10 protein-coding genes and 1 pseudogene are annotated in these 13603 nt (G+C 71.3%); 4 read left to right on the top strand and 7 right to left on the bottom strand.

Annotation, left to right across the window (positions count from 1 at the left end; genetic code table 11):
• Window positions 1-6 precede the first annotated feature (6 nt).
• The 3 genes from BMY97_RS07520 to BMY97_RS07530 are packed head-to-tail and all read left to right on the top strand — an operon-like array spanning window position 7 to window position 3889.
• The gene (locus BMY97_RS07520; RefSeq protein ID WP_091614392.1) at window positions 7-1371 is read left to right on the top strand and encodes a TfuA-like protein; all 1365 of its coding nucleotides are present in this window, start codon (window positions 7-9) and stop codon (window positions 1369-1371) included.
• Window positions 1368-3089, top strand: coding sequence for a tryptophan 2-C-methyltransferase (tsrT, locus tag BMY97_RS07525; RefSeq protein WP_091614395.1), 1722 nt, complete (start codon window positions 1368-1370; stop codon window positions 3087-3089). Before BMY97_RS07520 ends, tsrT begins: the two co-directional genes overlap by 4 nt.
• Complete coding sequence (locus tag BMY97_RS07530; RefSeq protein ID WP_091614398.1) at window positions 3086-3889, top strand: SDR family NAD(P)-dependent oxidoreductase; 804 nt, start codon at window positions 3086-3088, stop codon at window positions 3887-3889. The genes tsrT and BMY97_RS07530 overlap by 4 nt, the downstream gene beginning before the upstream one ends.
• A gap of 221 nt (window positions 3890-4110) precedes the next feature.
• Here the strand turns inward: BMY97_RS07530 and BMY97_RS07535 are convergent, their stop codons facing one another.
• From BMY97_RS07535 to BMY97_RS07560, 6 genes are all read right to left on the bottom strand, one after another.
• On the bottom strand, window positions 4111-5109 hold the full coding sequence (locus BMY97_RS07535; protein ID WP_091614400.1) for a glycoside hydrolase family 64 protein: 999 nt from the start codon (window positions 5107-5109) through the stop codon (window positions 4111-4113).
• A 293-nt stretch (window positions 5110-5402) separates the two neighbouring features.
• Window positions 5403-5732 carry an MmyB family transcriptional regulator gene (locus tag BMY97_RS07540; protein WP_143086147.1) on the bottom strand — a complete coding sequence of 110 codons (330 nt, stop codon included), beginning with the start codon at window positions 5730-5732 and terminating at the stop codon, window positions 5403-5405.
• A gap of 225 nt (window positions 5733-5957) precedes the next feature.
• Window positions 5958-6938, bottom strand: a complete 981-nt coding sequence (locus tag BMY97_RS07545) for a quinone oxidoreductase family protein (protein WP_091614405.1) — start codon at window positions 6936-6938, stop codon at window positions 5958-5960.
• A gap of 59 nt (window positions 6939-6997) precedes the next feature.
• Complete coding sequence (locus BMY97_RS07550; protein WP_245787194.1) at window positions 6998-8626, bottom strand: APC family permease; 1629 nt, start codon at window positions 8624-8626, stop codon at window positions 6998-7000.
• A 299-nt stretch (window positions 8627-8925) separates the two neighbouring features.
• Window positions 8926-9951, bottom strand: a complete 1026-nt coding sequence (locus BMY97_RS07555; RefSeq protein ID WP_091614408.1) for an LLM class flavin-dependent oxidoreductase — start codon at window positions 9949-9951, stop codon at window positions 8926-8928.
• A gap of 128 nt (window positions 9952-10079) precedes the next feature.
• Window positions 10080-10913 carry an SAM-dependent methyltransferase gene (locus tag BMY97_RS07560; RefSeq protein ID WP_091614411.1) on the bottom strand — a complete coding sequence of 278 codons (834 nt, stop codon included), beginning with the start codon at window positions 10911-10913 and terminating at the stop codon, window positions 10080-10082.
• Between the two features lie 200 nt (window positions 10914-11113).
• On the opposite strand from BMY97_RS07560, the gene BMY97_RS07565 reads away from it, so the two are divergent.
• Window positions 11114-12637 (top strand): catalase, encoded by a 1524-nt coding sequence (locus BMY97_RS07565; RefSeq protein ID WP_091614413.1) that lies wholly within the window; start codon window positions 11114-11116, stop codon window positions 12635-12637.
• Between the two features lie 66 nt (window positions 12638-12703).
• Here BMY97_RS07565 and bla read toward each other — a convergent pair.
• Window positions 12704-13553: pseudogene (bla, locus tag BMY97_RS07570) on the bottom strand (class A beta-lactamase).
• Window positions 13554-13603 lie beyond the last annotated feature (50 nt).

A 13603-nucleotide genomic window follows, 5' to 3' on the forward strand; every position in this document is an offset into this window, starting at 1 on the left:
ACCGCCATGACCGTGCACGTCTTCGCCGGGCCGACCGTCACCCCCGAGCGGATCACCGGCCTGCTGCCCGGCGCCGAGGTGCACCCGCCGGTGCAACACGGTGACCTGCTGCGGCTGCCGGCCTGCGGCGGGGACACGGTGCTGCTCGTGGACGGGTTCTTCCTCCAGGCACCCGCCGTGCGGCACAAGGAGATCCTGCACCTGATCCACTCCGGGGTCCGGGTGGCCGGGACCAGCAGCATGGGTGCGCTGCGCGCGGCCGAACTGCACCGCTTCGGCATGATCGGTCTCGGCCAGGTGTTCCGCTGGTACGCCGAGGGCACCGTGACCGCCGACGACGAGGTCGCGGTTTCGCACCTGACCGAGGAGGACGGCTACCGCCAGCTCTCCGACGCGCTGGTCGCCCTGCGCTACGGCCTGGAGCGCGCCACCGGCACCGCGATCACCGCCGCCGAGCGGGACGCGTTGCTCGCGGAGGTCGCCGCGCTGCCGTTCGCGCGGCGCAGCTGGCGGACGCTGTGGCGGATCACCGGGCACACTCCCCTCGCCGACGCCGCCGCCCGGGTCCGCGCGTACCTCGCCGACCACCCGCAGGACGCCGACGTCAAACTGCTGGACGCCGAGCTGGCCCTGCGCTGGGTGCTCGACAACCCCGTGCCACCAGCGTCCGCGGGCGAACGGCCGTCCACTTTGGACACGGTGTACCTCGCCGACTGGCGATGGGAGCACACCCCCGTGCCGGCCGGTGACCGCCGGACCAGCGATCACCTCGCGCTCGGCTTCCTGCAGCTGTTCCTGCCGGCCTACCCCCGGCTGAACCGGTACACCGCCCTCGCCCGCATCGGCGGCGACGCCGACGGCGCGCTCGCTGCGGCCCGGGCGGCCGGGCTGATCGGCGAAGAGGACGAGCCCAGCCCCGGTATGCGCGAGTGGCTGACCGACGAGGAATTGGCCACGACATCCGGCCGCGAGCTGGTGCTCACGGCGCTCGTGCGGTCGTTCCGCACCGAACCGGGTGTGCGGACCACCCACACGCTGCCGGACCTGGTCTCCTCCGCGGAGCCACTGCTGCGGCTGGCGAGGAAGTGCGCCGCCACCGCGGGGGCGATGAACGACGCCCGCCGGCAGCGGCACCCGGAGTTCCAGGTCGAGCACGTCCGGACGGATCTGGTCGAGCAGTTCTTCTCCGCGCGCTGGCAGTGCGCCGATCTGGAGACCGCCTGCTGGGACCGGGGACTGACCGGACTCGGGCAGCTGCACGAGCTCGGCCGGTACTACCTGTTGTTCGGGCGGTCGGGCCGGGCCCCGGAACAAGCACTCGCGGCGGTGACCGTCGGCGCCGCGACCGACCACGGCGAGGAGTCCCGATGAGCAGAGGCCTGATCACCCTGGTCAACCCGAACAAGGTGCACCCCCCGATCGCGCCCTACGCGCTCGACGTGCTCACCACCGCGCTGGAGCGGGCCGACTTCTCGGTCGAGGTGCTCGACCTGACGTTCCACCGGGACGACTGGGAGTCCTACCTCCGCGCCTACTTCACGAGCCGGGCCCCGCTGCTCGTCGGGGTCACCATCCGCAACACCGACACGGTCTACGCGTTCGAGCAGCGGCCGTTCGTGGGCGAGCACAAGGAGATCATCACCGAGATCCAGCGGCTGACGGCCGCGCCGATCGTCGGCGGCGGCATCGGCTTCTCCACCATGCCGTTCGCGCTCGTCGACTACTTCGGCATCGACTTCGGCGTGAAGGGCCCCGGCGAGGAGATCCTCGTCGACCTGGCCGACGCGCTGGTCACCGGCCGCTCCGCGAGCACCGTCCCCGGGCTGGTCCGCGCCACGCCCGGCGGCGTCACCCGCGTGCCGCCGCTGGTGCTCACCGCCCGGCCCCAGGCCCAGCCACTGCCGGGCACCGGGTACAACGAGGACCGGGTGTGGCAGGTGGACCAGGCCGGCACCTACATCCGCCGGACCGGGACGCCGTTCCGGGTGGACAATCTCGAGTACTACCGCCGCGGCGGCATGGCGGGCATCCTCACCAAGAACGGCTGCACCTACCGCTGCGCGCACTGCGTCGAGCCCGACGCCAAGGGCGTGCGGTTCGCCCGGCGCGACGCGGCGGCCGTCGTCGACGAGATGCAGTCGCTGGCCGCGCACGGCATCTTCGACCAGCACACCACCGACAGCGAGTTCAACCTTTCGGTGGCGCACAGCAAGAACGTGCTGCGCGAGATCGTCCGCCGCAAGCACTCGAGCCGCTTCAGCCCGCTGCACCAGCTGCGGCTGTGGGTGTACTGCCAGCCGGCGCCGTTCGACGCCGAACTGGCCGGGCTGCTCGCCGAAGCCGGCTGCGGCGGGGTCAACGTCGGCACCGACCACGTCCGCCCGGATCTGCTGCAGGGCTGGAAGACCACGGAGAAGGGCACCAGTTACTACACCTTCGCCGACACCGAGAACCTGGTCCGGCTGTGCCACGCCAACGGGATGCTGACCATGGTCGAGTCCCTGCTCGGCATGCCCGGGGAGACCGAGCAGACCATCCGCGAGTGCGTCGACGCGTTCATGGCCCTCGACGCGACGGTCGCCGCGTTCTCCTTGGGGCTGCGGCTGTTCCCGTACACGCCGATGGGCATCTCCATGGCCGAGCAGTGCGCCGGGGTGCGCACGCTGCCCGGGCTGCAGTCGAACACGGCGACCGGTCCGATCGTGCTGAAGCCGCTGTCCCTGTGCGACGGGCCGGTGGAGTACGAGCGGCAGTTCATGTTCGACGAGCGCGGCGAGTTCCGCCTGGTGTGCTACTTCTCGCCGGAGCTCACCGAGGACCCGGGCACCGTCACCGACCCGACCGGCCGCTGGTACCGCTCGGTCGACCTGCTGTGGAGCCTGATCGATCCGGCCGACCACTACCGCGTCATGCTGCCGACGGTGTCGGGCTCGAGCGAGCACGACAACAACTACGCGGACAACCCGTTCCTCACCAGCCTCACCGTGCTCGGGTACACCGGGGCGTTCTGGGCGCACTGGCGCGACCGGGAGGCGATCCTGCGCGAGGCCTCCGACGCGGGCATCGTCCAGCCGGTCGGCGCGCCGTGACCGGCGGGCGCGCGCTGATCACCGGAGCGGGTGGAGGCATCGGCAGCGCCATCGCCCGCGCGCTCGCCGAGGCGGGCCTTTCGGTCGCGTTGCTGGGGCGGCGGCCGGAGCCGCTGGCGCGGACCGCCCGTGCGTGCGCCCGGTTCGGCGTGCCCGTGGTGGAGCTGCAAGCCGACGTCACCGATCCCGCGCAGGTGCGCGCCGCGGTCGACGCCGCCGGTCCGGTCGACCTGCTGGTGAACAACGCGGGCGCGGTCGACCGGCACGAGGTCCCGCTCTGGGAGGCCGAACCCGGCCAGTGGTGGGACACCTACGAGACGAACGTGCGGGGCACCGTCAACCTGTGCCGCGCCGTGCTGCCCGGCATGATCGACCGGGGTGGCGGCCGGGTGGTCACCATCAACTCCGTCCTGGCCGTGCGGCACGACCCGCGCTACTCCGCGTACAGCGCGTCGAAGCTGGCGTTGCTGGGCTTGTCCGGGATGGTCGCGGAACCCTTGCGCCAGCACGGAATACTGGTGTTCGACCTCAGCCCCGGCATGGTCCGCACCGACCTGACCCTCGGCATGTCGGTGTGCGAGGGCCGCACCGATTGGACCCCGGTGGAGCGGATCACCGCCGCGCTGGTGCGGCTGGCCGCCGGCGAACTGGACCCCCTCGCCGGCCGGTTCCTCCACGTCGGCGTCGACGATCTCGATCGGCTGCTGGCCGACGCCGCGCGCCTGGCGGCCACCGGTGCCCGCACCCTCCGCCTCACCGGCTACGGGCCGGAGGACCCGCTCGTTCCCCTGCCGTCCTAGGCGGCGTCGGCACGGAAACCGCCCGGCTCGACGCCCACGAACGGGAACGCGGCCCGCCCGCCGACGCTGGAGAACTGGACCACGCTACTTCGGCTCCCACAAGGACCCTTGCCAATCAACGGAAACCCACCCCCGAACGCGTCGCGGGAGCGCTGGCCGAAACCTACGCCGAGGAAATGGCGGCCCCTCAACCGAGGAGCCACCATCCCACCTCCCAGCCGTCACCAGCCGACGGCGACCTCCAGCCATTGCGGGTCACCGTGCGAGACGAACGAGGACTGGCCCGCCACGTCGTCGTACGGGAAGCCGTACGCGAGCTTGTTGATCCCGTGGTCGTGCCAGAACTTCGCGTAGTAGTTCGCCGGGGCGGCCTGGTAGAAGTTCGCCGGGTCCTGCTGCTGGGCCTCGGGCAGCTGCGCGGTGTGCCGGTTCAGCGCCGCGCACAGGGCCGCGTTCTGGGCCAGCGAGCCGGCGCAGCCGGTGACGTTCGACGTCGGCTCGTTCACCCCGACCGACTGGGCGTAGGCGGTGAAGTAGTTCGCGTACTGGCCGCCGTCGCGGAAGTCCGGCGAGCTGCCCGGCGCCGGGATCCGGTACGGCGCGTCCACCGTGGCCAGCCCCTTGAACTCGGCCGGCACCTCCGCCTGGAATTTGGCGAACGTCGCCGAGCGGTCCTCCTGGAAGGTCTGGTAGTCGTCGCCCACCTGCGTGTCGTAGCCGTCGTGCGCGTGCAGCCGCATGGCCAGCTTCAGGCCGAACGCGTCCACCCGGGTGGTGTTGCCGTTGAACACGTCCGGGCCGACGGTGAACTCGATGAAGTCGGCGTACTGGCTGTTCGGGGCGCCGAGGTAGAAGTACATCCGGCCGGCCGAGTTGGCGGGCATGTCGATGTAGGGCTGCTCGGCGATCGAGTGGGTCTGGCCGCCGAAGCTCCAGAACACCTGGTCGTCCGGGTACTTGCCGTTGGTTTGGTTGAGCACCTTGACCATCAGCACGTTCTGCGCCGCCGGGATGCTGCCGGTGTCGCCCCAGAACGAGTCGGGCGGCTCGCCGGTGTTCGGCTCCGCCACCGCGGATTTTCCTTGCGGCGCAGGGGTGTCCGCCGCCTGCGCCGCGGGCACGGCGAAGCCGAGCGCGCCGACGGCGAGTGCCGCCGCCAGCGTCGCCAGCCGGGTACCGGGGCCGCCGCGGGCACGCCGCGGCAGAGCGTTCGTGGGCATGGTTCCTCCCTGGCCGGGAAAGTGGGACGGACTCGCCGCCGGTCAGGGGACGGCAACGTCCGGCTCGCCCCCTTCACCGCCGGGCCGGAGCGAGGCGACAAACGGCGGGGGACGTTCGGTAGAAAGGTTCATACCACCGGACCCGACCTGTCAAGCCTTGACAAACCCGGCGCCGGCGGGCGATATTCGGCAACCGTTGCACCTCTCCCTCTGCGTGGCGCCGCCACCCGCCCAGGGGCCGACTTCGACTGGAGTCCGCCATGCCCTGCGGCGCCGTTCGCCCCCGTGCCCGCTCAGCTGTCCACAAAGGACGCTTCGCTGAGCCGCCGCACCGCGGCCGCGGAGTCCGCACCCGGTTCGGCGGCGTAGAGCGTCAGGAACTGGTCCGCGTCGTCCAGCACGCCTCGCAGTTCGTACGCCAGGGTGAACTCGCCCGCCACCGGATGGCGGAACCCCTTGGCGCCGAAGGTGTGCTGGTGCACGTCGTGCTCGCCCCACCAGGCGCGGAAGCCCCCGTCGGCCGCCGAAGGGTCCGCGACCAGGTCCGCCGGCAGCGGGCCGGGCCGAGCGAGCGCGAACATGTGCGCCCGCTCCGTGGGGTTCAGCCGCAGTGCCCGCGCCACGGCGTCGACCACCTCATCCGACGAGTTGCCCGGCGGCCGCGTTCCAAGCGCACGACAGTTCCAGTAGCTGCCAAACCGGCCGGAAGCAAGCAGTTCGCGCGGTCCGTCGCCCTTACCGGTCGGCTCGCTTCCGGCCTATTTGCCATGGTCAACGTTCTCCCCGGCCAGCCGCGCGCGAGCGCAGGAACTCGCCCAGCTCCTCTTCCCGCTCCATGACTCCGACTCCTAGGGCGTGGTGAGCACCAGCCGCCCGGTGACCTCGCGGGCGTCCATCCGCCGGTGGGCCTCCCGCGCCTCGGCGAACGGCAGCGTCGTCACGGGCAGCTTGATCTTCCCCTCGGTGTACAGCGGCAGGATCGCCCGCGCCGCGGCCACGGCCGGCGTGGTGCCGGCGGCCAGGAAACCACCGACGTTGAACCCGACGACGCCGATGTTGCCGCCCCACACCGCGTTCGAGTCGATTGCCGCGCCCGGCCGGCCACCGGCGTTGCCGACCGCGAGCAGCCGGCCCATCGGGGCGAGCAGGCCGAGTGAGGCGAGCCGCAGGTCGCCGCCCACCGGGTCGACGATCACCGCGAAACGCTTGTCCCCCAACGCTTCGGTGATCTCGCTGGCGAGCACGACCCGGTCGAAGCCCAGCGCGAGCGCCGCGTCCACCTGCCCGGCGCGGCGCACGGTGCCGACCACCTCGGTCGCGCCGAGCAGCCGCGCGACCTCGGGGTACACCGACGACAGCCCGCCGAGCGCGCCGTGCACCAGCACCTCGCCCCCGGACGGCGGCCGCACCGCCTCGGTGAGGGAAAGGCAGGCCGTCACGGTGTTCGCGAACCCGGCCACGGCCTGTTCCCGGCTCACCCCGGTGCCCGCCAGCGGCACCACCAGATCGGCCGGCGCCACGGTGACCTCGGCGTATCCGCCCATGCCCGGCAACGTCAGCGTCGCCACCTCGTCGCCGACGGCGAACCGGTCGGCGCCCGGGCCGACGGCGCGCACGGTGCCCGCCACCTCGAGCCCGGGAACCAGCGGCGGCTTCGGCGCGTAGTCGTACTCGGCCAGCTCGCCGCGGCGGATGATCGCGTCGACCAGCCCGACGGCCGAGTGCGACACGGTGATGCTCACCGCGCCGGGGCCCGGGGCCGGCTCGGGCAGCTCCTGCTGCTCGAGGACCCCGGGCTCGCCGTACGCGGTGATGGAGATGGCCTTCATGGTGCGTTCCTCCCGGTGTGCCTTGCCACTGCACCACCGAGGTTAACGACGAGGCACGCTCACCGGGAGGTGACGCCACCCTCCTCGGCCGGCCCCTGCGCCAGTGCCAGCTCGAGCGCCTCGCGCTCCACCGCGGCCTTCACCTTGGTGCTGTCCATGGCGAGGCTGACCGCCCAGTAGAAGATGCCGAGGCTGAACACGATGACCACGAGCAGGTCGATCCACTCCGGCAGCACGTTCAGGTTGCCGGATTCGCCGTAGCGGCCGAGCCAGCCGACCACCACGAGGCCCGCCAGCCACGGGGCCACCCACGTGACGGCTTTCCAGTCCACCGGCGGACGGCTCAGCTTCGACGTGGTGGCGCGCGCGACGAGGAACAGCACGAAGCCGATCACGATGGCGATCATGATCTTCCAGGTGACGTCGAAGCCGCTCCAGTAGATGATCAGGTTCGCCGCGCAGAACCCGGCCGGCGCCAGCACGTTCGGCATCGGCGCGCGGTACGGGCGGGCGCGGTCCGGGTCGCGCTTGCGCAGCGCGATCATCGACACCGGCGCGAACGCGTACATCAACGCGGTCGCCGAGGTGATCACGCTGACCAGCGACTGCCAGCTCGGGAACGGCAGGAAGGCGATCTCGCCGACCACGAACGACAGCACGATCGACCACACTGGCACGCCGCGCACGTTCAGCTTGGCCAGGCCCTTCGGCAGGGCGCGCTCGCGGCCCATCGCGTAGGAGATGCGCGCCGACGTGCCGAGGTACAGCATGCCGGTGCCCGCGGGCGAGACGAACGCGTCCGCGTAGAGCACATAGGACAGCCAGCCCGCGCCGGCCAGGGTCGCGAGTGTCGCGTAAGGACCGAACGAGCCCTGCGTGATCGGGTCGGCCCAGCCCTTCAGCAGCGACGCCGGGTCGAGCGCGCCGATGAACGCGACCTCCAGCAGCAGGTACACGATCGTGCCGATGACCATCGCGACGATGATCGCGCGGGACAGGTCCTTCTGCGGGTCCTTCGCCTCACCACCGACTTGGACCGCCTGTTCGAAGCCCTGCAACGCGAACACCACCCCGACCGGCAGCGCGGCGAAGATGCCGTGCGCGCCGTACGGGGCGAAGCCGCCGCCGGCGGTGAAGTTGCCCGGGTGGAACCGAAGGGACAGCAGGACCACCACGGTCACCAGCGGCACCGCGACCTTCCAGACCACCGTCGCGCCGTTGCTCTCCGACAGCAGCTTGACGCCGACCAGGTTGATCATCGTGAAGATCGCCATCAGCAGCGTCGCCCAGCCGAAGCCGCTCGCGGTGAGCGTGCCGCCGGGGCTCAGCAGGTTCAGGTGCTCCTTGACCCAGGCGATGTTGTCCAGGTACTCCAGGCTCGCCTCGACCTCGACGGGCGCCAGCGCGACCGCCTGCAGCCAGGCCACCCAGCCGCCGAAGAACCCGCCGAGCACGCCGTAGGCCAGCGCGGGGTAGCGCGCCGTGCCGCCCGCGACCGGGTAGGCGGCGCCGAGCTCGGCGTGCACCAGGGCGAGGGTGGCCATGATGATGGCCGTCAGCACCCACGAAACCAGCGACGCCGGGCCCGCCACCTTGGCGGCCTTCAACGCGCCGAGCAGCCAGCCCGAGCCGATGATCGAGCCGAGCGAAACGAACATCAGGCCGTAGAAGCCCACGGATCTGCGCATCCGCGGTGAGGACGCGTCCGAAGTGGCCGTCTGGACCGGTTTAACCATTAAACGCCTCGATCCCGAACTCAGGGAATTTTGTCCGATTGATTTGCGCGAATACCCGTTTACCCGGCCATCAGGCAAGCGCCTGAACGAGTTATTGGCGTAATCACAACGCGTCATCATGGGGCACCGGCCCGGAAATCGGAACCGCCACGCTGTTACAGGTGAGTTTCATTCAGCGAAAACGGATGACCGGTGAAAAACCGACATAATCGGCTTTTGGTTCGCGTGCGGACAGACCCCTCGGGCCGGGCTCAGCCGGCCGGGCGCCAGCCGAGGGCCGGGCCGAGTTTCGTCGCGATGTCGGTGAGGATCTGCACGTAGTCCTCGTGGTCGAAGGTGAACGGCAGCGCGAAGGCGACCTCGTGGATCTCCCGGAACGCCACGTGCGCGTACAGCCGTTCGGCGATCTCCGCCGACGTGCCCACCAGGTCGGGCGCGAACAGCATCCGCGCCGGCCCCTGCGGCGCGCGGGTGCGCGGGGTGCGCTGCGCGGCGTATGCCTCGTATTTCGCGCGCTGCGCGGGTGTCGCGCTGTCGGTCGGAATCACCACGAGTCCCTGAGAAACCCGCGCGTTCCCGCCTTCGGGATGATGGGCGCGGAAGGCGCGCACGAGCGAAAGCTGGATTTCCGCGAAGTCGGCGGTGTCCCCGGATTCCGCGCGCACGACACTGCTGGTCAGGAAGTTCATCCCCTGCTCGCCGGCCCACTGCGCCGAACGCAGGCTCGCGCCGCCGTACCACAGCCGGCCGCCGAGCCCGGGCGAAAACGGCTGGACGTGGTCGGAGTACACCTCGATCCCCTCGACCCCGCTGAAATCGGTGGCCGGCTTGCCGCGCACGTGGTCCAGCAACCGCACGACGCGCCCGTAGCCGAAGTCCTCCGCGTCGGCGGTGTCCGGGTACAGCGCGTCCTTGAGCTGGTCGTAGTGCCGCGGCGGGCCGACGCTCAGGCCCGGGTTGAGCCGTCCGCCGGAGAGGATGTCGACCGTGGCGAGGTCTTCGGCCAGCCGCAGCGGGTTCTCCCAGCCCAGCGGGATCACCGCGGTGCCCAGCTCGATGCGGCTCGTCCGCTGGCTGGCCGCGGCGAGCACCGCGACCGGCGAAGAGATGCCGAACTGGAGGTGGCGGTGGCGCAGCCAGGCGCTGTCGAACCCGAGCCGCTCCCCCAGCTCGATGATCTCCAGCGTCGACTCGTGCCCGCGCCGCGGGTCCGCCTCGTCGAACAGCCCGATGGTCAGGAAGCCCAGCTTGCGCAACGGCTCCGAGCGCAATGGCACGGTGGCTCCTCCTCGTCCGCGGCGGCCGGGCGAGGAGCCGAGCGGGCGTCGCCCGGACCGCTCCAGCCCGAACCTAGCCAGCGCGCGAGGAGGTCCGCCACCGTTTCACCTGACGGGACGAGGGCGGCTCAGGCCTTGCGTCCGACCCCGCCGGCGATGCACTCCTGCACCTGGTTCAGCTCGGTGTAGCGCGGGCCGTCGGGCCACCAGTCCTCGCACAGCACCAGGCCCGGGTCGACCAGCCGGGTGCCGCCGAACATCGTCGCGATCTGGTCCCAGGTGCGGAACACCCCGCTGCCCATCGGGCTGTGCGTGAACTTCTCCTCCATCCGCCGCGCGATCTCGCTGTGCTCGGGGGTCTGCGGGTCGAGGAAGTGCGCGACCACGACGAACGAGCCCGAAGCCAGCGCGTCGGTGTAGGACACCATCAGGTCGGCGTAGTCGGCGCCGAGGTAGTGGTGCAGGGTGCCGTTCTGGATCAGCGCGATCGGCTGGTCCCAGTCCAGAAACTCCCGCACGGTGGTGTTCTCCAGCACCTGCTTGGGGTCGAAGATGTCCGCCTCGACGAACCGGGTCTGCGGGTTCTCCTCGAGCAGCGCGCGGCCGTGCGCGAGCACCACCGGGTCGTTGTCGACGTAGAGCACCCGGGCGTCGGGCTGCAGCCGCTGCACGACCTGGTGGGTGTTCTCCGCGGTCGGCAGGCCGGAGCCGCAGTCGAGGTACTGCGTGACCTTGCCCTGGGTGGCGAGGAACCGGCAGGCCCGGATCAGGAAGTTCCGGTTCGCCCAGGCCAGGTCGTTCACCTCGGGCGCGACGGTGGCGACCTGCCGCAGCACCTCGCGGTCGATCTCGTAGTTGTTCGTGCCGTTCAGCGCGGCGTCGTAGACCCGGGCGATGCTGGCCCGGTTGGTGTCCACACCGACCGGCGTCGAACTCGGCGATTTCTGCACGGCGTCGGGCATCTTCGAGGCTCACCTCAGCGTCGGTTGTACCTTCTGGGCCACTCAGCGTAGTGGTTCACCCTCGGACGGACACCACCAGCCGGGGCATCCGGCCCACCCCGAAGGCTGAACGCCGCCACGTGTGAACGCCGCCCGGGCGGGTACCCGGCCGGAACCCGGACGGGACGCGCGGAACCGCACCACCACGAGGAGATGACGAAGTGACCGGCAACCAGCCCCACCCGACGACGACGGACGCCGGTATCCCGGTGGAGAGCGACGAGCATTCGCTCACCGTCGGCCCGGACGGCCCCATCCTGCTGCAGGACCACTACCTGATCGAGCAGATGGCGCAGTTCAACCGCGAGCGCGTGCCGGAGCGGCAGCCGCACGCCAAGGGCAGCGGCGCGTTCGGCCGGTTCGAGGTGACCGGCGACGTCAGCGGCCTCACGAAGGCGGCCGTGTTCCAGCCGGGCGCGAAGACGGACCTGGTGGCGCGGTTCTCCACCGTCGCCGGGGAGCGGGGCAGCCCCGACACCTGGCGCGACCCGCGCGGCTTCGCGCTGAAGTTCTACACGACCGAGGGCGTCTACGACATGGTCGGCAACAACACGCCGGTCTTCTTCGTGAAGGACCCGATGAAGTTCCAGCACTTCATCCGCTCGCAGAAGCGCCGCGCCGACAACAACCTGCGCGACCACGACATGCAGTGGGACTTCTGGACGCTCTCCCCCGAGTCGGCGCACCAGGTGACCTGGCTGATGGGCGACCGCGGCATCCCGCGCACCTGGCGCCACATGAACGGCTACAGCTCCCACACCTACCTGTGGGTCAACGCCGCCGGCGAGCGGCACTGGGTCAAGTACCACTTCAAGACCGACCAGGGCGTGGAGTTCTTCACCCAGCACGAGGGCGACCAGATGGCCGCCGCCGACACCGACTACCACACCCGGGACCTGTTCGAGGCGATCGAGCGCGGCGACCACCCGAGCTGGACGCTGCACGTCCAGGTCATGCCCTTCGACGACGCCAAGGACTACCGGTTCAATCCGTTCGACCTGACGAAGGTCTGGCCGCACAGCGACTACCCGCTGGCCGAGGTCGGCCGGATGACGCTGGACCGCAACCCGACCGACCACCACGCGGAGATCGAGCAGGCCGCGTTCGAGCCGAACAACCTGGTGCCCGGGATCGGCCCGAGCCCGGACCGCATGCTGCTGGGCCGGCTGTTCGCCTACGCCGACGCGCATCGCCACCGCATCGGCGCGAACTACCGGCAGCTGCCGGTCAACGCGTCCACCTCGCCGGTGCACAGTTACAGCAAGGACGGCGCGATGCGCTTCGCCAAGGTCTCCGACCCGGTGTACGCGCCGAACTCCAAGGGCGGCCCGCGGGCGGACACCGAGCGCTACGGCGCGCCCGCGAGCTGGCACGCCGACGGCGAGATCGTCCGCACCGCCTACGTCGACCACGCCGAGGACGACGACTGGGGCCAGGCGGGCACGATGGTCCGCGACGTGCTCGACGACGACGCCCGGGCGCGCCTGGTCGACAACATCGTCGGCCACCTGCTCAACGGTGTGTCCGAGCCGGTCCTCGGGCGCGCCTTCGACTACTGGCGCAACGTGGACAAGGACCTCGGCGACCGCGTCGAGTCCGGCGTCCGCGCCAAGGCCGACGAGAAGGACCCGAAGGCGGACGAGCAGGGCAACCCGGCTCGTTCCGCCATGCAGCGCAAGGCCTGACCGTCCCGCTGCCGCCCGCCGTCCACTGTGGACGGCGGGCGGCGGCGCGGGCTGCCGTGCCCCGGCTCAGCCGAAGGCCTTCGCGACGATCCGCGTCGCCTCCGCGATGGTCGCCGGGCCGGCGGTGGACTTCGGGTCGCTCGGCGCGGTGTAGACCGCGATCACCCACGGCGCGCGGCCGGTCGGCCAGACCACGGCGACGTCGTTGCTCTCCCCGTGCGAGCCGGAACCGGTCTTGTCGGCGACCCGCCAGCCCGCCGGCACGCCCGCGCGCACCTGCTTGCCGCCGGTCGTGTTGGCGACCATCCAGCCGGTGAGCCGTTCGCGGCCCGCCGGGTCGAGGCCGCTGCCCAGCACCAGCGCGCGCAGGTCGGCCGCCATGCGGGCGGGGGTGGTGGTGTCGCGCTCGTCCCCGGGGGCGCCGACGTTGAGGTCCGGCTCCAGGCGGTCCAGCCGGGTTTCGGGATCGCCGAGGGCGCGGACGAACGCGGTCACCGCGGCCGGGCCGCCGACCTGCCCGACGATCAGGTTCGCCGCCGTGTTGTCGCTGACGGTGATCGCCGCCTCGCAGATGGCCGCGCCCGTCATCCCGTCCGCCACGTGCAGCGACGTCACCGGCGAGTACGTCACCAGCTGCGCCTTGTCGTAGTGGATCACCTTGTCCAGTGCGTCGGGGTGCCCGTGCAGCAGCGCGGAGACGGCCAGCACCTTGTGCGTCGAGCACAGCAGGAACCGCTCGTCCGCGCGGTACCCGGCCGTGGCGCCGTTGCCGGTGTCCACTGCGGACACCCCGAGCCGGCCGCCGAACTCCTTCTCCAGCGCGGCCAGCTCCGGCTGCACCGACGGCTTCGGCCCTGAAGCCGACGAGGACGGCGAGGACGGTGGCGGCGAGGAGACCGCCGTCTTCCCCGCACAGCCCGCGGCCACCAGTCCCAGCCCGGCCGCCAGCGCTCCCCGCCGGGACAG

The sequence above is a fragment of the Amycolatopsis saalfeldensis genome (assembly GCF_900110575.1).
In the GTDB taxonomy this organism is placed as follows: domain Bacteria; phylum Actinomycetota; class Actinomycetes; order Mycobacteriales; family Pseudonocardiaceae; genus Amycolatopsis; species Amycolatopsis saalfeldensis.

Bases quoted from the DNA above. Each gene is read 5' to 3' on its own strand.
- BMY97_RS07560 (WP_091614411.1), bottom strand. From the start codon at position 10,913: ATGCCCGACGCCGTGCAGAAATCGCCGAGTTCGACGCCGGTCGGTGTG.
- BMY97_RS07545 (WP_091614405.1), bottom strand. From the start codon at position 6,938: ATGAAGGCCATCTCCATCACCGCGTACGGCGAGCCCGGGGTCCTCGAG.
- tsrT (WP_091614395.1), top strand. From the start codon at position 1,368: ATGAGCAGAGGCCTGATCACCCTGGTCAACCCGAACAAGGTGCACCCC.
- BMY97_RS07520 (WP_091614392.1), top strand. From the start codon at position 7: ATGACCGTGCACGTCTTCGCCGGGCCGACCGTCACCCCCGAGCGGATC.
- BMY97_RS07550 (WP_245787194.1), bottom strand. From the start codon at position 8,626: ATGCGCAGATCCGTGGGCTTCTACGGCCTGATGTTCGTTTCGCTCGGC.
- BMY97_RS07535 (WP_091614400.1), bottom strand. From the start codon at position 5,109: ATGCCCACGAACGCTCTGCCGCGGCGTGCCCGCGGCGGCCCCGGTACC.